This window comes from Sporosarcina sp. ZBG7A (genome assembly GCF_000813425.1).
GTDB lineage: Bacteria > Bacillota > Bacilli > Bacillales_A > Planococcaceae > Sporosarcina.
Genome location: NZ_JWIB01000015.1, coordinates 132413 through 158742, shown reverse-complemented (window position 1 = coordinate 158742; position 26330 = coordinate 132413). Strand labels below are relative to the sequence as shown.

Sequence of the window (26330 nt, the reverse complement as noted above, 5' to 3'; positions counted from 1 at the left end):
GATCGGGTTCTCCCGGGAAACGGGCGGGTTCGGACGCAGAACGATCGGGTTCTCCAGGGAAACGGGCGGGTTCGGACGCGCAACGATCGGGTTCTCCAGGGAAACGGGCGGGTTCGGACGCAGAACGATCGGGTTCTCTGGGGAAACGGGCGGGTTCGGACGCAGAACGATCGGGTTCTCCAGGTAATCGGGCGGGTTCAGACGCAGAACGATCGGGTTCTCCCAGGAAACGGGCGGGTTCAGACGCGGAACGATCGGGTTCTCCAGGGAAACGGGCGAGGTTCCTCTTAACGGGCAGGATCAGTACCAATTGAGAGCATTCCTCCCTTCAGAGCACATTCCACAAGAAAAAACGCTCCCGCTAATTGGGGAGCGCCTCGGTGTTATAGCTTAGATTGTTGCAACATCGTATAATACAAGCCCTTTTGACCAATCAACTCTGATTGGCTACCAGACTCGATCAGCTTACCTTGATCCATTACATAAATGATATCGGCCTTTTTCACCGTATTGAGGCGGTGGGCAATGACGAAACTCGTACGACCTTCCATGAGCTTTTCAAGTGCAGCTTGAATTTCTAGTTCTGTGACCGTGTCAATACTGCTCGTTGCTTCGTCCAGCAACAACAATACTGGATCCGCCACAAATGCACGCGCAATGGACAGCAATTGCTTCTGCCCTTGCGAAATTTCGCTCCCATCCGCTGAGAGCAACGTATCGTACCCTTCTTCCAGACGGCTAATAAATTCATGAGCGTTCGCTTTTTTCGCTGCTTCTTCAATCTCTTCATCTGTTGCATCGAGTTTCCCATATCGAATGTTTTCTCTCACCGACGACTCAAACAAGAACGGATCCTGCAAAACAAATGCCGTTTGATTGCGTAATGTTGCGCGTGGAAGCTCGTCAATCGGAATGCCATCTATCAAAATCGTTCCCTTATCCACTTCGTAGAATCGGGCAATCAATTGAACAAGCGTCGTTTTCCCAGCACCTGTCGCACCAAGGAGCGCAGCGGTCTCTCCCGCTTTCACGCACAACGAGACATCCTCCACCGTGTAACCATCCGTTTCGGGTGCATAGCCAAAGGTTACGTTGCGAAATTCGACATTCCCTCTAAGCTGGATATCTCCATTCAACTCTGCTGCGTCCCGTTCCACATCTTCCCCCATAATTGAAAATACTCGTTCAGCACCTGCAATCGCGGATAGGACCGTATTGAATTGGTTGGCTAAATCGTTCAACGGACGCGTGAATTGACGTGCATACTCTGCGAATATAACTATTGTACCGATTGTCACTATCCCGTCACCCCGTAACGCCAGCAATCCTCCAACTCCCGCTACAATAGCAAACGCCGCATTGTTCAACATATTCATCACTTTCGGGATGAAACCTGAATACGTCAATGCCCAAAACCCAGTTCGTTTCAATCGATCACTTTTCGCAGCAAACTCTTCCTTCATCCGTTCTTCTTGAGAGAAAGCTTTTACAATTCGCTGTCCGGACATCGTTTCTTCAATCATTCCGTTCAACTCACCGATTGCGCGTTGCTGTTCCTTAAAAAGAATTCCAGTACGACGAGTGATCCATCGCATCGCGATAAACATGACTGGAACGATCGTCATCGTTAGTAAAGTAAGAAGTGGACTAAGGTAGAGCATGACCGCAAGAGTTCCACCAAGCGTTAATATACTCGAAAATACTTGGATGAACGATGAATTCAACGTCTGGCTAATATTTTCAATGTCGTTCGTCATTCGGCTCATGAGCTCACCGTGCTGACGCTTATCAAAAAAGGAAACAGGCAATTTCTGCAAATGATTAAATAAGCCCGCTCTTAACTTATAGACCGTATTTTGAGCAATGCCGACCATCCAGAAGTTCTGGAAGTACATCGTCAGTGACGTCCCCGCGTAAATTGATAGCAACAAGCCAATTTGCATCGCAAGTCCATCAGTTTTCATCGGAATGATGAAATTATCAATGGTCTGCCCGATTAGAAAAGGACCAAGTAGCGTGAGTCCGGAGCTGGCAAACACTAGGACTAACACTGTTATGAGTAGCCCACGTTGTTCATCTACGAGACGCCACACGTTGAGCAATGCCTGCTTCCAGTCACCCACTTCTTCTTTCTTACGCTTCGTACCTTTTTTCAAATCTTCCCGCTTAATGATCGGTTCGTAACCGAAGGGCTTCCTCACGTTGTTCACCATCGTCCACCACCTCCTCATCCAACTGGGATTCAGCTATTTTCCGATACAATGTCGACTGATTCATGAGCTGATCGTGCGTACCGTACGCCGCCACTTTTCCTTCATCCAGCAAAAGAATGCGATCGGCGCCTTGAGCAGTATGAATTTTTTGCGTGATGACAATCATCGTGGCACGTTCGCCTTCCAACGCTTCCCATAGGGCATTCTCCGTTTTCACATCGAGCGCACTCGTACTGTCGTCTAGCAGCAAAATCGCGGGCTTTCGGACAAGCGCCCGCGCAATGGATAAGCGCTGTTTTTGACCACCCGATAAGTTGACACCTTTTTGCCCGACGCGCGTCTCGTAGTTTGCTGGGAAACGCTGAATCGAAGCATGGATTTGAGCCTTTTCAGCTGCAGCTTCTAATTCGTCTGCCCGTGCTTCCGGGTCGCCCCACGCTAAGTTTTCTCGAATTGTTCCTGTAAAGAGGACCGACTGCTGCGGCACGAGGCCGATTGCATTGCGGAGCTCTTCTAGCGGCCAATCTTCAATATTCTTACCATCGAGTAGAATTTCACCAGAAGTTGCGGTGAAAATGCGTGGGATTAAGTTCAACATCGTCGACTTCCCAGACCCAGTCGCTCCCATGACGGCAATTTTCTCTCCTGGATTAATAGTGAAGGAAACGTTCGATAGCACTTGTTCCGGATGACCAGGATAATGGAAAGTAACATTATTAAAGGCCAAGGCTCCACGGCTTTCTTCTTCACTTTCTGAATTTCCAGGAATGATGATTTCACGATCGTCATCTGCAAGCAACACTTCTTCCATCCGTACTGAAGACGATTGAGCTCTTGAGAACGCAACAATGAGGAATGAAAACATCGAGAATCCTCCTGTAATACGGAATGCGTAGTTCACAATTGCAACGATTTCACCGACTTGGGCATCACCTGCACGAACGACTCCGACTCCGAACCATAAAACGAGCATTAAACTACCATTCATGATGAGTAATAAAATCGGCATAATGAGTTCCATCATCCGAAACGCTTTCACCGTATCTTTTCTTAATAAATCTGCGACCTTCGAGAAACGGCTACCTTCATACACACCGCGTAAATACGCTTTAATCAGACGGACAGCTTGAAGATTTTCCTGAATGACTCGATTCACTCGATCCAAGCGACGCTGAACATCAGAAAAGTAGCCAACTCCTTTTCGAGCCATAACAAACAAAAAGACGCATAGAAAAGGAATTCCTATCAACAAAAACGAAGCGAGCTTCACGTTAACGAGCATCGCCATCACTAAACTACCAATTACGACGAGCGGCGCCCGTAGCAAAATCCTGAGACCCATGAACAAAATGTTTTGCGCCATCGTGACGTCACTTGTCAGACGTGTAATGAGTGAGGACGTCGGAAAACGTAAAAATGTCGACATGGAGAATGCCTGAATTTGTTTAAATAGCGCCTGTCTCAAATCGTATCCAAAACCTTGCGCCGCGTGGGCAGCGAAGAACGAGTTTGTGACACCTGATACTAACGCAAGAAGCGCGAGTCCCATCATGATACTTCCGTAAAGAATAATTGTCTCTCGATCACCAACTGTAATCCCGTCGTCAATTATTTTTGCTATAAGGAGCGGCTGAATAAGCTCCACACTTAACTCGATTAACATTAAAATAAGTGCAATCACTATCGGCCATTTATATGGCTTTGCATAGGAAAATACTGTTTTCATCGGCATTGTCCTTCCTGAACTGTTTCGTTTATCGAATTAGTTAATTATTCTTAGTATGCCATATTCCTGAATGACTGTATAGCGATTGAACAGAATTATCTGAACCACATAAATCCTGCTGATTTTTAAAGAATAGATTAAAAAAACACTCTCAAAAGAGAGCGTTCAAATAGATTACGTTTTCACTCGTCCTCCGGCAATGGAGATTCCTGTAACTCCAAGCAGCATCACGACAGCACCCGTAAGTTGCCAAACGCCAAGAACGGCACCGAGCCAGATAACTGATACGATCATCGCCGTCAGCGGTTCGAAACTTGAGAGAATACTTGTTTCAATCGGGGATATGAACTTCATGCTAGCGAGGAACAGCAAGAAAGCTACCGTACCCACGACGATGATTCCAAGCAACATCATTGCAATTTTCCAGTCAAACAAATATTGGAAATCCCGAATCATCATGACAGGGTTCGTAATCAGCAATGCGGCTCCTCCGATAACCATCGCCCAACCGATTGATAGCAAGACGCCCCATTCCTGCATGAGACGAACTGGATAAAGCGTATAGAATGTAAATGCGAATCCTACTGCAACTCCCCAGAATACAGCACTCGGACTTAAACTGAACCCGGATAACGAGCCATTTGTCAGCAAGAGGAATAGGCCACCTAATGTGACAAACATGCCGATGATTTGCGCTACAGGCGGGACGAATCGCTGCCGTATCGAAACGAATAGGATGACGTAGATTGGCGATAGGAATTGGAAGAGTGTTGCAATGACTGCATTACTCTGTGCGATTGCTGAGGTGAATGAAAACTGGACACCGAGCATACCTACAACTCCGAATATTAGCATTTGGCGTGCCCATACTTTTTGGCGCCAAGGTCGTGTCACTTGTTTTCCTTTGATTTTCAAATAAGTAAGTAGCAACAATCCCGCTATGAGTAGTCGAACTGTCAGCAAAAAAGAAACGGACATCTTACTATGCTCAAGCGTCCATTCCATCATCGGACCTGATAGTCCCCATAATGATGCTCCGATAATAATCATCGCTAGTCCTTTTATCCGTTCCATTAATCCACCTTCATTTCTATAAAGTCTACCTATATCAAATTACTCTATTTTTATTTTCATTTATAGGTGAAAAGTTCTTAGTTTTCCTATATACTAGTCTTATGAACTAGTTGAAAGGGGAACGCGGCATGACCATCTCACGAGAACAGAATGATCTAGGCTTACCCGATATCCGTCGCAGTCTCGATCATTACTATATGGTAACCCGAACTGATGCTGAAGGTCTCGTAATTTCGGTAAATAAAAATTTTCTGAACGTGAGCAACTGGACGCCTAAACGAATTTTAGGTAAAACCATTTGGCAAATGTTTGATGAATCCGAGCAAGCACAAGATGCTATCCATATGATTTGGGAACAGCTCAAAGAAGGTAAAACCTGGTTTGGGACTGCTCAAAAGCTGAAACGCTCGGGTGAAACGTACTATACGAATTTACTCGCCGTCCCTTCCATGACAGAGGATGGTATGCTAGAAAGCACTATGTTCCTTGAACTGGATATTACCGAAGAAGTACATTTGAAAGAGCGTCTCGAACAGATTGCATTCATCGATGTAGAAACTGGCTTAATGAGTCGCCATAAGTTAGAAGTCCTTGTGAATGAAATGATCAAAGAAGAAAAAAGTTTCTCGTTTGTCTATTTGTCCATCGATCATTATTACACACTTAAAGAACTTCAGGCGGGAACAGCTGAAACAGAGCTCACCCAAGCCTTTGCAAACCGTCTAAAACGTTACTTCCAAGATAACCCCATTGCACGTGTCGGCGGTAGTCAATTTGTTATACTAACACCTTTTGGCGACTGGTACGTCCAAGGATTCTTGGAGTTCCTCGAGCAACAGCCTATCTATGTGGGCAACGAAGCCTTGCCACTTTCGATAAGCGGCGGGATCGCACGCTACCCAGAAGACCAAAAAAGCTTTGTGAATTTGATCGAAGCATCCGCAATGACGTTGGAGGAAGTCCGGCAGCAAGGCGGCGGTAAAATTGTTTCTTTGTCCGCTTCCTCTCACAAGGTGCTTGACCGCCGTTCTCTCATTAATCGTAAATTGTTAACCGCACTTGACCATAACGCGTTGCAAGTCGTCTATCAGCCGCAATATGACATTGCTTCAGAGAAAATCTCGGTCTACGAAGCACTTGTACGATGGGAAGACGACGAGCTTGGCACTGTAACACCCGATGAGCTTATTCCAATTGCAGAAGCAAATGGGCTAATTGCCAATATCGGTGCGTATGTACTAACCGAAGCAGCACAATTAGCTGTAAAGTTGGAAGAGAAGGAAGGTAACCCCCACGTCTCAGTTAACACATCCGTTCGTGAGTTTTCCAACAACCCGATGAAAGACAACATTCTCAGTATCCTGCAAGAAACGTCTTGTCGTCCCAATCAGCTTGAGTTGGAAATCACGGAGAAGTTCGCGTTCCAAGCTGAAGAAGAGCAATCCATCATTCAGCAGATGAAAGAATTACAAGATGCTGGTGTTGAATTCATCCTCGATGACTTTGGTACAGGCTATGCGTCATTCCGCTATATGCAACATTTGCCGATTTCAAAAGTGAAAATTGACAAAGTTTACATGAACAGCCTGTTGACGCATCCGAAAACGCAGCAACTTGTTGAAGGGATGATCCAATTCAGTAAGTCGATGGGTCTATATACAATCGCCGAGGGAGTCGAACATAAAGCACAATACGACTTGCTAAAAACGATGGGAATCGACGCGGTCCAAGGCTATTACATCGGCGCGCCTGTGCCTGCAGAAACTCTATTGAAATGAACCTAACAAAAAGAGCTTTTCCGAACGCCCTTAACAGGCAAGCGGAATTGCTCTTTTTTATGAAGTAGGTTGTCATTTCGATTTGAAACGTTGCGTCTTATCCCACCCAATCACTTGACGATTCTTTTTCGCTTTCACATACAAAATCAGGCTCCGTACGAACAAATACGAAAATAGCTGAGCATACGTGAAATACATGATGACGCTGATGAACACATTGAGTGGCGTAAATGTTCGCTGTGTCGCTTGGGCGGCAAACAGTTGCGTCGTGTACACAATGTATGCTAGATACCAGATGAACAGCAATGGATACGTATACTCGATATAGAAGATATCCAAGATTCCAAGGGCAAACCACACATACGAAATGATGAGGAACAGCCAAAAGATTACGTAAACAAGTAACTGGTGAATCGAATGGACGAGTAACTTCCCTTTGAAATAGCCTGGTTCCGTTAAGGTCTTTTCAACAATGTATAAGTTCCCTTGTAACCAACGTGTACGTTGTTTTAAGTAGACTCCTAGCGTTTCAGGCTCCTGCTCCCACGTGATGGAATCAGGGACAATCGGTAAATAATATCCCGCCTTCGTGATCCGCAGTGTCAGTTCTGCGTCCTCCGCGATGGCGTATGGATCATACCCACCCAATTCTTCTATGACACTGCGTTTAACGAGCATATTCGTTCCTGTCAAAGAGCCCGTTTTAAACAACTGCCAACGCCCCGATTGCATGAGCAATTGAAACACTTGAAACTCAATTGAAATCATACGGGTCAGCCAATTCTTTTGTTCATTAATCGTCCTCACGTAGCCAACAGCGCCTGCAGACTGCTTGTTTTTCTCAGCCGTCGCAACTAGCTTAATGAGCGCTTCGGAATCAGGCTGATTATCCGCGTCATAGACGCAATAATATTTATTTGAGGAAATACTCAATCCATGGTTGAGCACACGCGATTTCCCACGCGGTTCTCCAGGTGGCACCTGAATATGGTGGACGTTTTTGAAGGTTGCTGCAAAATCTCCTGCAATGTCTCCGGTTTCATCTGACGAATTATCGTTCAACACATATATTTGCAAATTTCCCGGATAATTAAGTGCCGTCATCGCTTCGATCGTATCTTTGATAACGACTCCTTCGTTATGCGCGGGAATTAAGATATCAACGCCAGGATATGACTCCAGTTCCGGAATCTCCTGCCTCTTTAATCGATTGTATAGTCCCGCTAGTGTCAATAGTGAGTAGTAACCTAATAATGTTAAAAACAAAGCAGTTGTGAAAAACAATAGGATTCTTACATTTAAAATTGCCGCTAAGACAAGACCTATAAGAAAAACGATAGCTAAGCTGAGCAGAATTAGGAGACGCTTATTCATCGAATCACCAACAATTCTTCAATGGAATGCTCCCCTTCGATTTGACGGACGTTCCAGTTAATCTGCTCAAATGCACCCTCTTCGATTTGTCGTTGCATTGCTTCTTTTAACCGTCCTTCGACAATCTTGAATCCTTCATCACTTATATTCTGCAATAACACAACAATCGTTTTGTCATCAAAATGCCCTACAAGATCATAATGCTTCCGCAATGTGCCGAAGATGACTGACGAGCAAGCAATCAGTGCTTGTTTGCGTGCCACTTTTCGAATTTCCGATAAATCCACTTGAACGAAATAGCCGGGCTCCCCATGCCGCGCCATTGTAGACAACACTAAGGATGATTGCTTTTCGAATTCTCTTTTCGTCAATACGCCATGTTCAGAAATATATTCTTGTAACTCTTCGAGACGATTTTTCAAGGCTCTATTTTCTGACCGATACGAATACACGTACTTTGCAATACTGTAAAGAGCAAAGAGATGCAGTAAAAATAAAAAATGCGTACCAATGCCGGCCGCTTGCTCACCTGGAGACCATCCTTCTGTAAATGCCCGGTACAAAAAATAGAAGACTGTTGTTAGCGTTAATAATATAAAAGCGAAAAAAGCCATGCGGTCAGTCACCATAAAAAACAGGGCGGCTACTCCAACAAAACCAAGCATTACGTACAATGAATTCTGATCACTTTGCAACCATAGTAACACCACAGCAGATGCTAGCCAAACGGTTGCAGCTACCGGCATTTGTAGTCGTTGCCATAGGGTAACACTCTTCACATCAACATCCCCCCATTTGATACTACTATTAATCTTACTCTTCCCTAATAGTATATTCAAAAACACATGAGGTTTGCTAGTGCTTCTTATGGGAATACTTTGACTAGATACCCTGTTAGGAGGATTTTGCAGATGACAAAAGACAAATACGAAAAGATTGATGAAAACGTAAAACCCCAGACACAGGAACAGCAACCTGGCGTGGAAGAGGAGATGTCACCTCAGCCGATTTACGATGATGAATTGTATAAAGGTTCCGGAAAGTTAGCCGGGAAGAAAACGCTGATCACTGGAGGAGACAGCGGAATCGGTCGTGCAGTTGCCGTCGCTTTCGCAAAAGAAGGCGCAGATGTCGCGATTGCTTACTTAAGTCCTGAAGAAGATGTCGATGCGGATAAAACCGTTGAACTTATTAAGAAATACGGTGGGAAGGCGTTTGCAAAAAGAATAGACATTAGTGAAGAGGAAAACTGTGAAACATTAGTGGACGCAGTCGTTGAAGAATTTGGCGGTCTCGATGTGCTCGTGAATAACGCCGGAAAACAATTCCCACAAAAATCACTGCTTGATATTTCCGGGGACCAATTACGCGAGACTTTTGAAACAAACTTTTTCGGACTCTTTTATTTAACTAGATTCGCTTTGCCACATATGAAGGAAGGAAGCTCGATTATCAACACATCTTCAGTCACCGCTTACAATGGTTCTCCCGGATTGCTTGATTACTCGGCAACCAAAGGGGCTATCACAACATTCACGCGCTCACTAGCATTGAACTTAGCAGACCAAAAAATTCGTGTGAATGCAGTCGCACCTGGTCCGATTTGGACACCACTCATCCCTTCGACGTTCGATGCGAAGACCGTTGAAAAGCACGGAGACGATACACCGATGAAGCGTCGCGGCGAGCCCGCTGAAAACGCACCCGCTTACGTGTTTCTCGCTTCGAACGATTCTAGCTATATGACTGGCCAAACGATTCACGTCGATGGCGGAGATTTTGTTGGATCGTAAATCACTATGAAAAGCAGCGACTTCTGTTGAAGATCGCTGCTTTTTTCATTGGATAAGAATGCAAACTGAGCATAGTGAGATAGCCCACTAAAAACAAGCGCAGCGCACCCAATTAATCCCTTAACGCAGTTGAATTGTGTCCCGATGCCGATTAATTCTTCCATCTTGCCGATTCTTTGCGCGATGTTTCCGATTCATGCCTGGCTCTTGCTGATTCTTCACGACACACTGCCGATTTCCGCCCACATCTTTCCGATTCCCCCTTCCATCTGGCTCATTCTCCAGCCCAAAGGTGGATAAGTCGTTCCAAAAATCTATTTTGCACATATCGAAATAAAATCCCTTGTGGATAACCCCGATTCCATCCCCAATTGGGCATAACTTCGTCGTCACCCGTCGATAACTTTTCAAATCATTCAAATCTTTATCCACAAAAAACCGACAGACGTGTTATTCCGTCTGCCGGTTGTGAATCGTTTCTTATGCTTCTACAACATCTGTTGCAGAATGGCGTTTTTTGAACAACAATGCGAAATAGCCTGCTGTCAACGCAAGACATACGACCATGAATCCAATTAGTATTCCGTTTGAAGTCCATAGATGCGTCATGTCGCCTGTAGAAATTGATGCTTTGAATGCCTGAACAGAGTATGTCATTGGCAAGAATTTATTGAAAATCTGAAGTGGTTCTGGGATCAATTCCAATGGGAACGTTCCCGCGCTTGTTACGAGCTGCATGATCAAGACGAGAATCGCCAGGAAGCGTCCTGCGTCACTGAATACAGAAACAAACAATTGTACGAGCGCGATGAATGTGTAACTTGTAATGATCGCTGTAAGGATGAACAATGGAGTGTTGATAGTATCCATACCAAGCGCGTATTTAATGACAACAACGGAGATCAGCGCTTGAATGAGCCCAACCACTGCAAGCACAGACACTTTACTTGCGAACCAGCGGAACGGACCTGTTGGAGAAATTACTGGTTGAACAAGCGGGAATACGATGGACAGTAACAACGCACCGACGAACAATCCTAGAGATAAGAAATAAGGTGCGAATCCTGTTCCGTAGTTCGGTACTTCATTAACTGCAGACTTTTCTACATCTACTGGAGCAGCTACCATATCATAAGTTTTGTCAGATGGGTTCACTTCAGAAGCGGTATCGTTCGCTTCACTCAATTTCTCTTGAAGTGTGCCTGTTCCTTCGTTCAATTCTTTCGCTCCGTCAGCAAGTGTTGCGGATCCAGTTGCCAGTTCTTGAGATTTAGAAGCAAGTGTTCCTGTTCCGTCTGTTAATGTTTTCGAACCAGCTGATAACGCAGAAAGACCATCGACCAACTTCCCAGATCCTTCTTTTGCAGCTGTTGCGCCTGTAGCAAGTTTATCCACACCTGCATTTAGCGCGCTATTTCCTTCAGCAAGTGCTGATGAACCTGCGAGCAATTGCCCGGATTTACTGTTCAACTCGTTAACGCCTGCAAGTGCCTGTGAGTGTGCCCCAGCTAATTGACCCGCGGCACCATTCAACTCTTTCGCTCCCGATTGTAGCGCTGCGGTTCCTTGCGATAACTCACCAAGTCCGCCTGCCACTTGGGCACTACCTTGTTTCAATTCACCAAGGGCACCTTGCAATGCCGCTTTTTGTTCTTCAGGAAGTGAAGCTAAAATTGGCGCAAGTTGTTCAGACAATTGTCCAATTCCCGCATTTACTTGCTGCGCACCGCCTGTTAATTGACCAGCTGCAGCATTGAGTGAACCGGATTTTTCAGCTAAGTTGCCCACACCTGCTCCGAATTCTTTTTCTTTTGCACCAATCTGTTGATAACTACTTGCGAGCTTACCAACACCTTGCGTGTATTGAGTCAGCCCTGCATTCAAATCACTCGCACCCGCAGATGCTTTTTGAGCGCCGCCTTGAAGTTCACTAACACCTGACGACAATGTTCCAAGACCTGAATTTAATGAAGATGCCCCATTTGAAGCTTCGATGACACCTTTTTTCAACTGATCAGAGCCATCGGCAAGCGTTACGGTACTCGATGCAAGTTGTGCCAAGTACCCTTTTAAATCCTCTGTTCCTGAAACAAGCTTGCCAGAACCGTCATGCAGTTTTCCTGCACCGTCAGCCGCATCCCCGAATCCATCGCCCATTTCTTTGATGGAGTCGAAAAGTTGTTCCGCATATGTGGCCGATACATTTTCGTTCACTTCCGCTTTGATGCGATCCATCGCCGTTTCTCCGATTTGTGCAGAGAGGAAGTTGAAGCCTTCGTTTGGTTTGTAGACCAACGCTAGTTTCTCAGGTGTTTCATCCAATAAAGTTGTTGCGTGTTGCGAAAAATTATCCGGAATTTCGATTGTCATGTAGTAATCCTGATTCGTGATACCTTTTTCAGCCTCAGATTCAGAAATACTTTGGAAGTCGAACTGCTTACTATCGACGAGTTTGTCGACAAGTTCTTTACCAAGATCGAGTTCAGTTCCTTCAAATTCGGCACCTTCATCCATATTTACAACCGCAACTGGCAGTGCATCCATGTTAGCGTATGGATCCCAAAACGCCCACAAAAACATCCCTGCATATAATACCGGTATGAATAAAATTGCAATCATAGGCACAATCATTTTTCGCGTGCGCAATAACTGCTTCCATTCCGCTCCTGTCATCGTCTTCTTCATTTTTTCTCCTCCTTGACTGGTTGACCACTTTGGATTTCTGGTCATTGATTCTTAAAAAAAGAAGTCTCAAATTAAGAGACTTTTGAAAATGGTACTACTCAGTAAATCGATGATCTCGGTTTGATCCAACTCTTGATGGTGGGTTTTACCCCAGTCTACAACGAGTGCCATATACGATTTAAACAGCAAATACGCGACCATTTCAACATTACATGGTTTGACTTCACCGCGATTAATGCCTTTTTGGATTTTCTCAGCAATGAATTTCACAATCTGTTTCTCGATATCTACGAGGACTTCTTGTACGGCAGGCGTCCGGATTTCTTTTCCTTCATCAATCAGTTTGGCGTATAGTTGGTGCGTCGTTCTAAATTTCAAAATCGACATAAGACGAGCATGCGCATTTTCTTCAAATGTAGCCCCTTCAATAGCGGCGGCTTCCGCTTCTGTCCTCATCTCTTCAATCATTCCGACGACAATGGCGTTAAACAGTTCTTCTTTGTTCGCGAAGAATGTGTAAATCGTACCTTTCCCAACGTTTGCAATCTTAGCGACTTGGTCCATCGTGGTCGCTTTGTAGCCAAACAGTGAGAAGGATTTTGCAGCGGCTTCCAAAATCTCCGTTCTGCGATCCATGTGCCCACCTCTTTCATTGTAAAATGACCGTAATTCAATTATGGTCATTTGGTCACTCCTTATAATACGCTCCCTATAAATAGATTGCAAGGGTTTTTTGATCAAATTCTTAAAAGAAAAAACGAAGGACGTGTCACGCCTTCGTTTCCTATATTCCATTAAACTTGAGTCGTTTTGTTAGGATTGATGAATGACAACAATTCCTCTGCGGTTGTGAAACCGAGTTTTTCTATAGAACGCGCATCTAAGAAATAATCTTCTCCGACCATGGTTCCTGAGAGGGTGATAATAGAATCAGCCACTGGCGTCGGCAAACCGATGTGCTTCCCGAGCGAGTGAAGTAGCCCAAGGCCCATTGGCACGTCTTCTGTAATGTACCGATTGTTGACGGATTTTGTATGCAAATCCTTAACACTGTCTGCGTAGATAGCAAATGCCTCATCATCTGACTGGGCTTCAGGATCAGTGAATGTGCGCACTTTGAACTCTTCGATGTATGAACGGCGTTTCGAACCGATTTTCTCAAGCATATCCATTTTTTCCTGATCCAACTCGTGTGCCACTTTCCAAGTGGACGGCGTAAATCCTTCCGTATACATCGAAAACTGACCTTCCGAGTTCTCAATATATGCTGCGTTAAGCGCAATCCCGACTGTGTGCATAATGAGGTTCGGGTTGTGGAGTGCGACTTCTGCAATATTTTCACGTGGGATGCAGTTGCCTAGAATCGGTTTTAGCGTATGGCATGCCTCTTGAACTCGATCTGCCGGAAGGGATGCAATCGGATGACCGTAGTTCTCTGAATACAACGTGACCTCACCTGGATTTGTGATTCTACAGCTGTATGGCAACGTTTCGCCTTCAACAAATAGTGGTGCATCTTCAGTTCTGCCAATTCGTTTCAATTCGTTCAAAAAGTAAATGCTGCCGAGATACCCCGGACAAATGTAAACGGTTTGTTGCTTCTGTAAGTGTGGAGCTAGGGCGCTCGCGAGGGACTTGTGGTAATTCGAGACGTAATAAATGAGGATAATGTCTGCTTGTGGTATAACTTCTGCAGGATTGCGTGTCACAGCATGTAGCGGAACGGTTTGCTGTTCGCCCCCCTCTTTCAATGTGATGCACTTCGTTTCTTCCAATTTAGCAAAGTGCTCGTTTGGCTGATTGCTTAGCTTCAACATACTCACTTGGTGACCATCGCGCGCTAGACAAGCAGCCGCGGTAGAACCTCCGTGTCCTGAACCAACAATCGTAATATTCAATTATATCTCCCCTTTCTTGTGAAATTATTCACAATGTAGAACAAAAAAATGTTGATTGATCTCAACTACTCTATTTTATCATAGTTTCCATTAAAAAACTATTTTGCTTGATTTGTCTAAAAACAAAGCGTTCTTTGCGGACAAAAAGTCCCGATAACCCCACTCGGCTTCGAGACTTTTAGCTACTAGTCTCCTTGTACAGGATTGGCAATCTTCCCTGCAAACAACAATACGTCCGCTTCTTTGTCACGAATTGTGATGAAGAACGGCTTATCCGCTGTGAATTGGAAAGGTTCTCCCATTGGTGCAGATACCGTATCCATAGCGATGGATGTGACGGCTGCTGCCTCTGTCCCTTTTTCATCCACAGAAAGATAGGTTTTCTGCAGCACCTTGCTTACAAACAATGGATTTTCATCCTCTACTACTAACTTAGATAATTCCGCGCCTTCACCAAATGCTTGCCGCATCCCTAATTCCTGAAGCACATCATTCAGCAGAATTTCATAATCGAGCTGGAACTTCGGTAAACGGACTGTACCGAGTCGTGTTTCAAACGACCCCTTCCAGTTCGTACGGTTTTCTGTAGTCCATGAAAAGAGGAAATCGTCGAGATTCTGCCCCTCTTTCGGGACGTAAATGTCCATCGTCATCTTTCCTTCGTCTCCGTAAGGGAGTGAAACTGCCTGGAACTGATCTGTTTCCAAATAAGGCAGCTCCTCATTCAATTGCATGAATGGAACTTTCGTAAGATTTCCATCTGTGCGCTTGAAATCGTCGTCTTCTGTTGCATTTTCATTGAACGGATAGGACCAGGATGCTTTGAAATAAACAGCATTCAACAGATACATAACTAAGCTATCATCGAGAGGCGCTTGGACAATTTCGTCAATCTTTCCGTTTGTTGCTTGCTGAACCCACTCGTTCATGCGATCTACGGATTTCGAGTCGGTGATGTCCATATCTTGAGCCTCAGCTAAATAGTAGTCTTGTGTAATTTGCTTGAATCTTTCTTGCAACGTGAACCTATCGTTCACCCAAATTGAATTTGCCGTCTTGAGTTTTAACTCCTCGTCTGAACGTTGGAGGTGGTCCAACAATGATGCGTTCGCACGGTTGATGGACTCCGTATCCATTCCCATCACTTGCATCGCATCTTTAATTTCGTCGCGAGTTTGTCCATCCGCTCCGTTTTGAAGCATGGATAATGCCATTAAAAGACTGACTGGAGACACGAATACATTGCCGTCATCATTCGGCTCCGCTTTCGTGACCAGTTGCGCTCCAAGTTCGTTTGTCGGCTCGCTTAATTTCAAGTAATCGTCTTCTCCGAAAGAAACGGCAACTTTATCTGGCTTCGGTTCTTCTTTTTTCATTGGAGCAGGCACCATTCCACACGCCGATAAGACAACCACAGCACTGACTGCCACTGCGAGTACAGCTTTTTTGTACATTGGTCTCATCTCCTTTACTAGATGAGTCGGTTTTGAATCAGACAAGTTACACGTCTTCGTCACATGGCCAAGATGGCAACATGTTGCTAAGAGGCTTGTCTTGTCGGTATCCAAGCACATACTCTGCTTGCATGATCGTATGGATTTCCCGTGTTCCTTCATAGATGACTGGTGCTTTTGAGTTGCGTAAGAATCGCGCGACCGGATAATCGTCTGAATATCCATATGCACCATGGATTTGGAACGCATCGTCTGCGGCTTGATTGGCAAAATCACACGCTTGCCACTTGGCTAACGACGTTTCCCGAGTATTACGTAGCCCGGCGTTTTTCATCTCCCCGGCACGATAGACGAGTAAGCGGCTCATTTGATAACCCGCTTCCATCCGTGCGATCATCTGCTGGACGAGCTGATGCTGTCCAATCGGCTTTCCGAATGTACTGCGTTCTTCACAATACGTAACACTCGCTTCCATACACGCCTGAATTAAACCGACTGCACCTGCAGCAACGGTGAAGCGTCCGTTATCCAATGCAGACATCGCAATTTTGAACCCTTCGCCTTCTTTTCCAAGCAAGTTGGAGGCAGGAACGCGAACGTCTTCAAAAAATAGCTCACCAGTGTTTCCGGCTTTAATGCCATATTTATTTTTGATGGCTTTGGATGAAAATCCGGACATCGTACGCTCGACGATGAACGCAGAAATCCCGTGATGTTTTTTCGATTTATCCGTATAGGCGAAGACGAGGAAATGATCCGCACTGTCGCATAGTGAAATCCACGTTTTCTGCCCATTTAGCACATAATCTTCGCCATCATGGACAGCGGTAGAAACCATCGCAGCCACGTCGGATCCTGCACCAGGTTCCGTCAGTCCGAACGCGCCGACTTTCTCTCCTTTAGCTTGGGGAATCAAATACTTCTGCTTCTGTTCTTCCGTTCCCCATTGCAGCAGAGTCAACGAATTCAGCCCCGTATGAACGGATACCGCGGTTCGGAACGCGGTATCCCCGCGTTCCAGTTCTTCACAAAGAATAGCGAGTGCATTATAGTCCATGCCGCTACCACCATAAATTTCTGGAATACATGTACCCATGAACCCGAGGTCTGCAAGTTCTTTCCAGACCACGGGATCGAAACCGCCTTCTGCATCCCATTTTGCGATATTCGGTAGGATTCGATCATCGACATAACGTCTCACTGTTTTACGCAGCAACTGCTGTTCTTCCGTTAAGTTGAAGTCCATCTCTATTCCTCCTTGCATCCCGCAAATTAAAGTGCGGCTTCACCGGTGTGAATAGTTTCCGTAATGTGGACGCCGCGTTTGCCCATCTCTTCAATATAGAGATCTCCTGGAACGATCGATTCAGGTGGATAAACGCCACGTTTTGTAATGGTACCTCCACCAATCATTTGTGCGACAACGGAAATCGTATTCGCAGTCGCAAGAGCCATTGCGGTTTCATTCATATCAATATCTTTGGTTACAGTCATGTTATACTTATAAGTCGCTGTCATGCCGGAAGCTTCCCCGCTTACGAGAACGCGTAGCAAGACGGCATCTTTTTTGTCACCAAGCAGCATTTGGGGTGTGAGATGCTCACGCATGACATCGCGAACACGTAACGGTTTTCCATCAACTTGGATGGTCGATTCACGTGATAACAAGCCAAGGTCTACGAGCAATTGGAACTTTTCTGCGTGACCTGGATAACGTAGTGTCTTGTACTCAAGCGTTTGAACGTCCGGGAATGATTCTATAAGTGTGGAAGTTCCGCCTGATGTATGGAAGGCTTCCATGTCGCCGAATTCATCAAAATGAACGGTTTCAATTTCCGAGAGTGACGGCAATTCTAGAACTTTTCCGTCTCGTATCACACGTGAAGAATCCGTGTAATGGTCAAACACGCCTTCTAATGAAAACACAATGTTGTAGTTAAGTGGAGGTTCTGGATTGACGGGGATGCCCCCAACAAACAAGCGGATGGACTCGACTTTATCCAATTTAGCAGCCCCATGACCTGTTAGGATGTTGATCATCCCAGGTGCGACACCTAGATCTGGGATAAGCGTGACGCCACGTGCTTCTGCTTGTTCTTTCATTTGTAGAACCGCATCTGTCGCACCACCGATGTGTCCGCCGAGATCTACACTATGGACGCCAGCTGCAATCGCGAGTTTTGCGACCTGCTCGTTGAATGTATAGAACAGTGCATTGATAACGACGTCACCGAGTGAAATGACTTCACTCAATTGCAATTCATTACGAGCATCGAGTACTAAAATACTGAGTTTGTCGGACAAGAGTTCATCTGCAAAATGTTCTGCTTTTCTAACGTCTTGATCCGCTAAATAGACAGCTGTCACCTCATCATTTTTCACCAAGTCTCGAACGGCTTCTTTACCCATTAACCCTGCACCTAATACGACGACTTTCATCCAATCATCCTCCTTTTAGTTGTTATCGATCTGGGCCCGCTGCAACTTACCGCTAAAATCAACGTAAATGCTCTTCCACTCAGTAAAGACGTCAAGCGCCGCAACGCCTGAGTCCCGGTGGCCATTTCCTGTTCCCTTCGTTCCGCCAAATGGCAAGTGGATCTCCGCACCAGTTGTTCCAGCGTTCACGTAGACGATTCCTGTATCAAGGTCACGTTGTGCTTGGAAAATTTTGTTGACGTCTCTTGAGAAAATTGAGCTGGACAAGCCATATACCACACTGTTATTCACTTCGATTGCTTCTTCTAAGCTACTGATTTCAATGAGCGAAATGACAGGTCCGAAGATTTCTTCTTGTGCAAGGCGACTATCCGCCGCAACGTCTGTGAAGAGTGTCGGTTCAAAGTAGTGTCCACCTGTGTAATGACCCTCTGTCAGCGTATTTCCACCTGCCAGTAGTTTTGCTCCTTCTTCTTTTCCAACGTTGACGTAATAGCTGATTTTCTCGAGTGATTTTGCGTTAATGACAGGACCAATTTTGTTCGATTCGTCTGCCCCATCGCCAATCGTCAAGCCTTTCATGGCTTCTAGCAACTTCTGCTCAAGTTCCTGCTTTATATCCGTATGCGCGATGACCCGGCTACATGCCGTGCAACGCTGACCCGCGGTACCAAACGCGCTCCAAAGGATGCCTTCAACTGCGAGGTCAATGTCCGCGTCGTCCATGACGATAATCGCGTTTTTGCCGCCCATTTCAAGCGAGACTTTCTTCAAATGACGACCGCCCAGTTCCGCGACACGTCTCCCTGTTTCCGTTGAGCCGGTGAATGAAACAACACGGACATCCGGATGCTCAATCATCGCTGTTCCAACTGTGCCGCCGCTTCCGAATACGACGTTGGCCACCCCGGCAGGCAAGCCGGCTTCCTCAAAGATGAGTGCCATTTCATACGCCATCATCGGTGTTTCAGTCGCGGGTTTCCAGATGAATGTGTTGCCCGCAACGATTGCAGGGAACGATTTCCAAGTGGCAATCGCAACCGGGAAATTCCACGGGGTGATCAACCCGACGACGCCGATTGGCGCACGGACACTCATCGCGAATTTGTTATCAAGTTCAGATGGCACTGTTTCACCGAAGAGACGGCGGCCTTCGCCTGCCATATAATAGGCCATGTCGATGCCTTCTTGGACTTCACCGCGCGCTTCTTCTATGACTTTCCCCATTTCTTTTGTGAGTACTTGAGAAAGATGCTCTTTCTTTTCTATCATGATGCGTCCTATTTCATATAAGTAATCTGCCCGTTTAGGTGCAGGAACCCGTGCCCATTTCTTTTGAGCGGCTTTCGCTGCTGCGACTGCTTGGGTGACGTCATCTGCTGTAGATAGACGCACGTCTGCAATTGTTTTTCCGTTCGCTGGGTTTTTTACTGCTGTATAGTCTGCTCCTGTATCTGTTCCCCATTGTCCATTGATGTAGTTGTTCAGTTTCATTGCTGCATTCCCCTCTCCAAATAGGTTGATAGATTTGTAAGCCCTTTCATACTCTATTCGACAGCAACTAGATATTTCCTTTCATTTGTATTTCGAAGATTCTGATCCCACTATTCATGTTATGAGCATTTTCACAAGTTTATGATCACTTTTCAAGGTTTATGAGCACTTTCACGAGCTTATGAGCACTTTTCACGATTTATGAGCACTTTCACGAGCTTATGAGCACTTTTCACGATTTATGAGCACTTCCACGAGCTTATGAGCACTTTTCAAGATTTATGATCACTTTCACGAGCTTATGAGCACTTTTCAAGGTTTATGATCACTTTCACGAGCTTATGAGCACTTTTCAAGATTTATGATCACTTTCACGAGCTTATGAGCACTTTTCAAGGTTTATGAGCATCAAATGGTATTGTTCAGCTATCCCGTGAACGGATTCCATTCAAAAAGCCCTTTACTGGAGTTTTTTCCAGTAAAGGGCTTTCGATTATGCTTATTTGTTATCTAGTGGTGCTTCAACTCGTGCTTCAGCTGGTGATTCAGTCATTGCTTGTTCACTGAACTGCGGTGGTTTGACACGTTTGATGAAGAACGTTAAGACAAGCGCCACTCCAGCAATTATCGTGGAGATGAAGAACGAATGGTTAATACCCTCCATTTGGGCTTGCTGACCTACTTGCACTTTGAATGCTGCCAATCCTGCTGCATCCGTCGGGATATTCCCTGAAGCGGCTGCATCTTGCGCGATTTGGGCACCAGACGATTCAGCGCGTTTCGTCATCACGGTTAATAAAATTGCGGAACCAATCGCACCGGACACTTGCTGAACGGTACTGTTCATCGCCGTACCATGTGGATTTGAAGCCATTGGCAACTGGTTCATACCATTCGTCATAATCGGCATTGTAACCATCGAGAGTCCGAACATCCGAGCTGTGTAAATGGCCATCAATTCGTAATAACCTGTATCCATTTGAAGCTGGCTGAGCATATATGTTGTAAGGACTGTAATTGAAAGACCCGTAATCGCGAGTCCTTTTGGTCCGTATTTATCAAACAACTTCCCTGTAATCGGGGACATGAATCCCATGAGAACTGCACCCGGTAACATGAGCAATCCAGAATCGAGTGGTGAAATGTGACGCACACTCTGTACGTAAAGTGGTGTCAGGATCATCCCTGAGAACATCGCCACTGATACGACAACTGAAATTACAGAAGACAAGGCAAACATCGGATGTTTGTAGATACGGAAGTCGAGCATTGGTTCTGATTTCCGTAATTGGCGCGTAACGAATACGACTAGAGCGATGGCTCCGATGATGATCGGACCAAGGACCTCAAGTGCCGTCCATCCTTTACTTCCTGCCGAGCTGAAGCCGTACAACAAGCCACCAAATCCAATACTTGAAAGGAAAATTGAAAAAGTGTCCACTTTCACTGGTTTGTTTGGTGTGATGTTACGAAGTTTAATCATTGCAAACACGATTGTAAATAATGCGATTGGCAAGACGATGATGAACAACGCACGCCATGAGTAGTGTTCAACGACGAATCCTGAGAGAGTCGGTCCAATCGCAGGAGCCGTAAACATGACGAGTCCAAAATAGCCAAGTGCCTGCCCGCGTTTTTCAATTGGAAAGGCAACGAGCATAACGTTCATTAGTAGTGGCATAAGCAAAGCGGCACCCGCTGCTTGGATCATCCGTGCTGCTACTAGTAACGCGAAGTTCGGCGTGATAATCGCCAAAAATGTCCCCAAAGAAAACAGAGTCATCGCTGTCAAGAATAGATTACGGTTCTTGAATTTGAGAATGAAAAAAGCACTGGCTGGCATCATAATACCGCCGACAAGCATGTAGCCAGTCGTTAACCATTGCACTTGAGAAGGCTCTATCTTAAATTCATCCATAATTGTAGGGAGCGCAATATTGAGCAATGTATTGTTTAGTATTGCGACAAAGGCACCTATGAATAGGATGATGATTATGCCATACGGTGGCTTTTCATGCATTTTCTTAATATGGTCTTTAGTTTCCATCTATTAATTCCTCCATTTAACTGTTAATTCCTTACTTAAAAAACATCATGAAGAACAGTTTATACTCATAGTCCAAAAAAATCAATATAAAAATATTAATGAATGAATTTCATTGATAAATGTACATTTTGATAGTAGACTGTCGGTATATTAACTAACAAAAAGGTGATGTAATGAACGAGCGGAAATTGAAAGTCATTCTAGCTGCGCAGCAAGTTTTTCAAGAAAAAGGGATTGTTGCAACTTCAGTTCAAGATATCTTAAATGCAGCAGGTATTTCCAAAGGGACATTTTATAACTATTTCACATCTAAGAATGAATGCTTGTTAGCAATTTTGGAAATGGCAAATGAAGAATCGATTACTAGACGACGAAAATTACTTCTTGGGCAAGACCGTACGGATAAAACAATTTTCGCCTTGCAAATTGTAACCCGCGCGCATGTCGATCGAGAACGTAATTTACTTCCTATATATGAGGCAGTTTTCTTTTCTAACGACGACGAAATGAGATCTTTTGTTAAGAAACAGTATCTTTCTGAAATCTCCTGGCTATCAGGGCGATTGCTCGAAGTATATGGTCCTGAATCCGAACCATACAACGCGGACGGTGCAGTGATTCTTGTCGGCATGATGCAACACATTCATCATTTCGTAAAGATTGGTGGTCGAGAAAAAAATGCATTCCATTATGATCAGCTCGTTCCATTTGCCATTCGACGGCTTGATGATATTATGGCCGGAATGATATCGAGTGGTGACAAGTTGCTCGGAAAGGCTCTTCTAGAAAAGTTAACGTACGCGGACAATGAAGATGCTAAAGAAGTGTTAATGAGTGATTTACGTACCATGCTTACTCGTTTCGAGAAGGACCGGGAAGAAAAAGGAATAGAATATATAACGTTTCTGTTGGAAGAACTCGTTACTGGAAATAGTGGTCCAACAATTCTGGAATCCGTTACGACTTCGTTCCTAGCACATTATTCCACTACAACTTATGCTGATAAAATCTCTAAGTTGTGTTGCCAAATTAAAGTAGTGAAAGATCTTCGCGCAAAAGGTTCATGCCGCACAAATAATTGAAACCTTCCCCCTGTCAATAACGTATAACTGAGTAACAAATTTGAATCTCGGAGGAACTGACAATGAACAATCACGAAATCGATTACAAGATTCACGGCGATGATATGCAGTTTGTAGAAGTTGAGCTAGATCCGCAGGAAACTGTCGTAGCAGAAGCCGGTGCGCTCATGATGATGGAAGACCACATTGAAATGGAGACGATCTTCGGTGATGGTTCCGGCAGTGGTGGTGGATTGTTCGGCAAAATCATGGGAGCAGGAAAGCGTGTGCTAACAGGTGAAAGTTTGTTCATGACGACATTCACAAATACTGGCTCCGAAAAGCGTCATGTGTCATTCGCCTCTCCTTATCCTGGAAAGATTATTCCGATGGATTTAAGTGAACATAGTGGGAAAATAATTTGTCAGAAGGATGCGTTTCTAGCAGCAGCTAAAGGTGTATCTGTAGGAATCGAGTTTCAGCGGAAGCTCGGCACGGGCTTCTTTGGTGGTGAAGGGTTCATTATGCAGAAGCTGGAAGGCGATGGTCTAGCATTTGTACATGCAGGTGGGACAATCATTGAGAAGAAACTACAGCCAGGTGAATCATTGCGTGTCGATACAGGCTGTCTTGTTGCGATGACGCATGATGTGGTTTACTCAATCGAGACGGTCAAAGGTGTGAAAACTGCACTTTTCGGTGGAGAAGGATTGTTCTTCGCAACGCTTCGCGGACCAGGAACTGTATGGATTCAATCACTTCCGTTCTCTCGTCTTGCGAGCCGGGTATTCGCTTCCGCTCCTCAAGTGCCAGGAGGCAGTTCTAAAGGCGAAGGTAGTGTCGCCGGTGGATTGTTCGATTTATTAGGTGGAAAATGAGTTTTAGATGATAACGAAAAGCTGCCCGCAAATGCGGACAGCTTTTTCTGTTGACTGTTTATTGGAATTTATGAGCAGTTTCCTAGTTTTATGAGCACTCCATGTCATTCACGATGGACGACACACTAAACGTCTACTGTCAGAAGAGGTTTTGCACTTAGTGCACTTTACCAATCAAATCTTTCACGTTCTTCACTGCCAGTTTGCAGTACCTTTTTTGATACCTATCTCCCATTCCCCAATGGGAAGGAGATTAATTGGTGGCGCTTCGCTTATTTTTTCGGTTGATTGCTTTGATCTTGTATATTCAGGATTGAGCTGGTGTGCCTACTGAATTTATGATCATATTTTTGAGTTTTTGATCACTTTTCATAGTTTATGAGCACATATCTGAGTTTATGAGCACTTTTCACACTTTATGATCACATTCTCAAGTTTAAGAGCAGTTTCCCAGCTTTATGATCACTTCCCGAGGTTTTATGAGCACTTCGCACGCCTCATTCGAACTCTTTCCTTCACCCATTCCCCATCATAAAAGATTAATTGGCAGCGCCTTGTTTACTTTTTTCCAATGTTTCCTTCAAACCACTCGGTCCATTCAACAACAACCAAATATAGCGCGATTCCTCTTTACTGCCAGGTTCGAGACGCTGTTGGCGTGGATATTCAATCGTTTGAGCACGGAACGCCATCAAGTGCATGACGTTGCCATTTGCTGCAGATGCTTTCTTCAGAATATCTGCCTCTTCTTCAGACTCGCCGCCAGATGCTTCGTTTTCGAACTTCCAATCCAAGTATAAATACGTGGCATCATTTTCAGAACCGCGCTCGTAGCGAACTAATAACTCTCCTGCTTCATTGAAGCGTCCAGCGTGGATCAGCGAAGCAATCGCTTCATAGCGAGCTCCTTGGTTGTCTGTCGTATTCATGCGGACGAGATCCAAGAACACCTCGGCGGCTTCGTTGAACTCTCCGTGCATGAACAGATGCGTACCGTATGCAAATGCAGCACGCATGAACGGTCGATTCGGAATGTTTTGCCACGGATTCTCGCCCGCTTCAAAACGTTTACTCGCCTCTCGGATTGCCCGCTCATAAAGCTCGCTCGCCTTCTCTATGTCCTTTTCCGTTTCTGCTTTTAGCAATAGCCCATCAGACAAGTCCGGTACAATGGACAACGCAGAATCGGCTAATTTCCGGCGCGTTTCTTCGTCTTCTGCGCCAAACGCTTCATAAGCAAGTCGCTGTGCACGTCCTTCATCCACCCCTGGACGTCGCTCAGGTTCAACAACACCTGAAGTCGTCATCGCGGTTTCCCACAACTCCGATTCTGTTGGTCTTGGGTCTGTACCAATCTCGTAGATAGCAGCGGCTGCAGCATCTCCGTCTGTCATCATCGCATCATATAACTCTCTCAACTCTTTCGAGAAACGGTCAACCGCGTCCGTATCTTCTGCCGGTTCAAGCGTAGTCTCTTGTTTGACCAGTGATAATGATTGACCGACTTGAAGCGATGCCTGTACAAACGCAGACACATCCAGTTCAGCATCCCCTACAACTTCCGTGTTCAAAAAGTATGCAACCGCCAATTTCTGAAGCATTTCTCTGACATCTGCAGGCTCATCTGCTTTCGCAAGATGTTCGTCAAGCTGCTTCAATGCAGTCAACTGCGCCGGTGCGAGTACATCTTCAATCATTTCATTCATCGAAGCCATACTGCGTTTTACGAGCAGTTCATAGATTTCAAGCGTATGCTTGCGGACGAAATCTGCAGGCGACTGATCAGATGATTTCTCCCATAGCTCAAGCAATGATTTTTTCGTCTGTTTGCTCCATTTAGCTAAAAACAGCATAGATGAAACCGGTGCGATCGACTTGTCACCACGGCGGGTATCCGGAAGTACAACGCCAAACACTAATGTACCTTCATCTGCAGGCATCCCTTCGATGCGCGCCAATTCAATTACATCGCCAGTCAATAACTTTGTAATCTCCAACGCATTTGGCTTCGCCGCTGTAATTTCACCAAGTAGCATAAACGGCTCTTCCCACTTCTTAAGAACGTCCTGTACCGTTCCACGGGCCGCAGCGATTTGTTGCTTGCGGATATACTCTTTCCATTGTGCATTGTCTTCTATGAATAAATAAAATTCAGAAGCCGCCTCTTCTATATGTGCCGGTTCCCAACTGCCACGGAGTTTTTCAGCCCACTGACGCATGAGACGCATCATGGATTCCCGCTTGTCCCCTGTTGGATATGTATCGAAAAATTGACTAAGAATACGGTCGAGCTCTTCATTGACGACAGCACTAAGCAGATCATCGCCAACTTTCCCACAGCACTTTTTATACTTTTTCCCACTGCCGCATGGGCATGGTTCGTTTCTTCCAGTCATGTTCAAATCCCCCCGACTAT

19 protein-coding genes are annotated in these 26330 nt (G+C 45.2%); 4 read left to right on the top strand and 15 right to left on the bottom strand.

Translation table 11 applies throughout. The features are described 5' to 3' along the window. Positions 1-383: 383 nt before the first annotated feature. The 3 genes from RL70_RS07130 to RL70_RS07120 form a co-directional block, all read right to left on the bottom strand. Complete coding sequence (locus tag RL70_RS07130) at positions 384-2213, bottom strand: ABC transporter ATP-binding protein (protein WP_039042708.1); 1830 nt, start codon at positions 2211-2213, stop codon at positions 384-386. Next, positions 2167-3939 carry an ABC transporter ATP-binding protein gene (locus RL70_RS07125; RefSeq protein WP_052245835.1) on the bottom strand — a complete coding sequence of 591 codons (1773 nt, stop codon included), beginning with the start codon at positions 3937-3939 and terminating at the stop codon, positions 2167-2169. The genes RL70_RS07130 and RL70_RS07125 overlap by 47 nt, the downstream gene beginning before the upstream one ends. A gap of 174 nt (positions 3940-4113) precedes the next feature. Next, a complete protein-coding gene (locus RL70_RS07120) occupies positions 4114-5013 on the bottom strand; it encodes a DMT family transporter (protein WP_039042707.1) in 900 nt (299 codons plus the stop codon). A 128-nt stretch (positions 5014-5141) separates the two neighbouring features. Here RL70_RS07120 and RL70_RS07115 point away from each other — a divergent pair, with 128 nt between their 5' ends. After that, on the top strand, positions 5142-6791 hold the full coding sequence (locus RL70_RS07115) for a bifunctional diguanylate cyclase/phosphodiesterase (protein WP_052245831.1): 1650 nt from the start codon (positions 5142-5144) through the stop codon (positions 6789-6791). A 72-nt stretch (positions 6792-6863) separates the two neighbouring features. Here the strand turns inward: RL70_RS07115 and RL70_RS07110 are convergent, their stop codons facing one another. Beyond that, positions 6864-8165 (bottom strand): glycosyltransferase, encoded by a 1302-nt coding sequence (locus tag RL70_RS07110; protein ID WP_039042706.1) that lies wholly within the window; start codon positions 8163-8165, stop codon positions 6864-6866. Next, the gene (locus RL70_RS07105) at positions 8162-8944 is read right to left on the bottom strand and encodes a GGDEF domain-containing protein (protein WP_039042705.1); all 783 of its coding nucleotides are present in this window, start codon (positions 8942-8944) and stop codon (positions 8162-8164) included. The genes RL70_RS07110 and RL70_RS07105 overlap by 4 nt, the downstream gene beginning before the upstream one ends. A gap of 132 nt (positions 8945-9076) precedes the next feature. Here RL70_RS07105 and RL70_RS07100 point away from each other — a divergent pair, with 132 nt between their 5' ends. Next, positions 9077-9958, top strand: coding sequence for an SDR family oxidoreductase (locus tag RL70_RS07100; RefSeq protein ID WP_039042704.1), 882 nt, complete (start codon positions 9077-9079; stop codon positions 9956-9958). 120 nt (positions 9959-10078) lie between these two features. On the opposite strand, the gene RL70_RS07095 is transcribed toward RL70_RS07100, so the two are convergent. The 9 genes from RL70_RS07095 to RL70_RS07055 form a co-directional block, all read right to left on the bottom strand. Next, the gene (locus RL70_RS07095; RefSeq protein WP_156137936.1) at positions 10079-10378 is read right to left on the bottom strand and encodes a hypothetical protein; all 300 of its coding nucleotides are present in this window, start codon (positions 10376-10378) and stop codon (positions 10079-10081) included. A 60-nt stretch (positions 10379-10438) separates the two neighbouring features. Continuing rightward, positions 10439-12643, bottom strand: a complete 2205-nt coding sequence (locus RL70_RS07090) for a YhgE/Pip domain-containing protein (protein ID WP_231567246.1) — start codon at positions 12641-12643, stop codon at positions 10439-10441. A 66-nt stretch (positions 12644-12709) separates the two neighbouring features. Continuing rightward, entirely contained in the window at positions 12710-13279 is a 570-nt protein-coding gene (locus tag RL70_RS07085) for a TetR/AcrR family transcriptional regulator (RefSeq protein ID WP_039042702.1), read from the bottom strand. A gap of 158 nt (positions 13280-13437) precedes the next feature. After that, entirely contained in the window at positions 13438-14541 is a 1104-nt protein-coding gene (locus RL70_RS07080) for an NAD/NADP-dependent octopine/nopaline dehydrogenase family protein (RefSeq protein WP_039042701.1), read from the bottom strand. 185 nt (positions 14542-14726) lie between these two features. Next, positions 14727-15995 carry a serpin family protein gene (locus RL70_RS07075; protein ID WP_052245830.1) on the bottom strand — a complete coding sequence of 423 codons (1269 nt, stop codon included), beginning with the start codon at positions 15993-15995 and terminating at the stop codon, positions 14727-14729. 46 nt (positions 15996-16041) lie between these two features. Beyond that, a complete protein-coding gene (locus RL70_RS07070; RefSeq protein ID WP_039042700.1) occupies positions 16042-17241 on the bottom strand; it encodes an acyl-CoA dehydrogenase family protein in 1200 nt (399 codons plus the stop codon). 26 nt (positions 17242-17267) lie between these two features. Next, entirely contained in the window at positions 17268-18434 is a 1167-nt protein-coding gene (locus RL70_RS07065; protein ID WP_039042699.1) for a saccharopine dehydrogenase family protein, read from the bottom strand. 15 nt (positions 18435-18449) lie between these two features. Further along, the gene (locus tag RL70_RS07060) at positions 18450-19928 is read right to left on the bottom strand and encodes an aldehyde dehydrogenase family protein (protein WP_039042698.1); all 1479 of its coding nucleotides are present in this window, start codon (positions 19926-19928) and stop codon (positions 18450-18452) included. A 499-nt stretch (positions 19929-20427) separates the two neighbouring features. Then, on the bottom strand, positions 20428-21975 hold the full coding sequence (locus RL70_RS07055) for a DHA2 family efflux MFS transporter permease subunit (RefSeq protein WP_082003347.1): 1548 nt from the start codon (positions 21973-21975) through the stop codon (positions 20428-20430). A 173-nt stretch (positions 21976-22148) separates the two neighbouring features. Here RL70_RS07055 and RL70_RS07050 point away from each other — a divergent pair, with 173 nt between their 5' ends. Further along, positions 22149-23057: a TetR/AcrR family transcriptional regulator gene (locus RL70_RS07050; RefSeq protein ID WP_052245829.1), complete on the top strand. Its 909-nt coding sequence runs from the start codon at positions 22149-22151 to the stop codon at positions 23055-23057. A 62-nt stretch (positions 23058-23119) separates the two neighbouring features. Next, the gene (locus RL70_RS07045) at positions 23120-23914 is read left to right on the top strand and encodes a TIGR00266 family protein (RefSeq protein ID WP_039042697.1); all 795 of its coding nucleotides are present in this window, start codon (positions 23120-23122) and stop codon (positions 23912-23914) included. Positions 23915-24453: 539 nt separating this feature from the next. On the opposite strand, the gene RL70_RS17255 is transcribed toward RL70_RS07045, so the two are convergent. Next, a complete protein-coding gene (locus RL70_RS17255) occupies positions 24454-26310 on the bottom strand; it encodes an SEC-C metal-binding domain-containing protein (RefSeq protein ID WP_052245828.1) in 1857 nt (618 codons plus the stop codon). Positions 26311-26330: the final 20 nt, after the last annotated feature.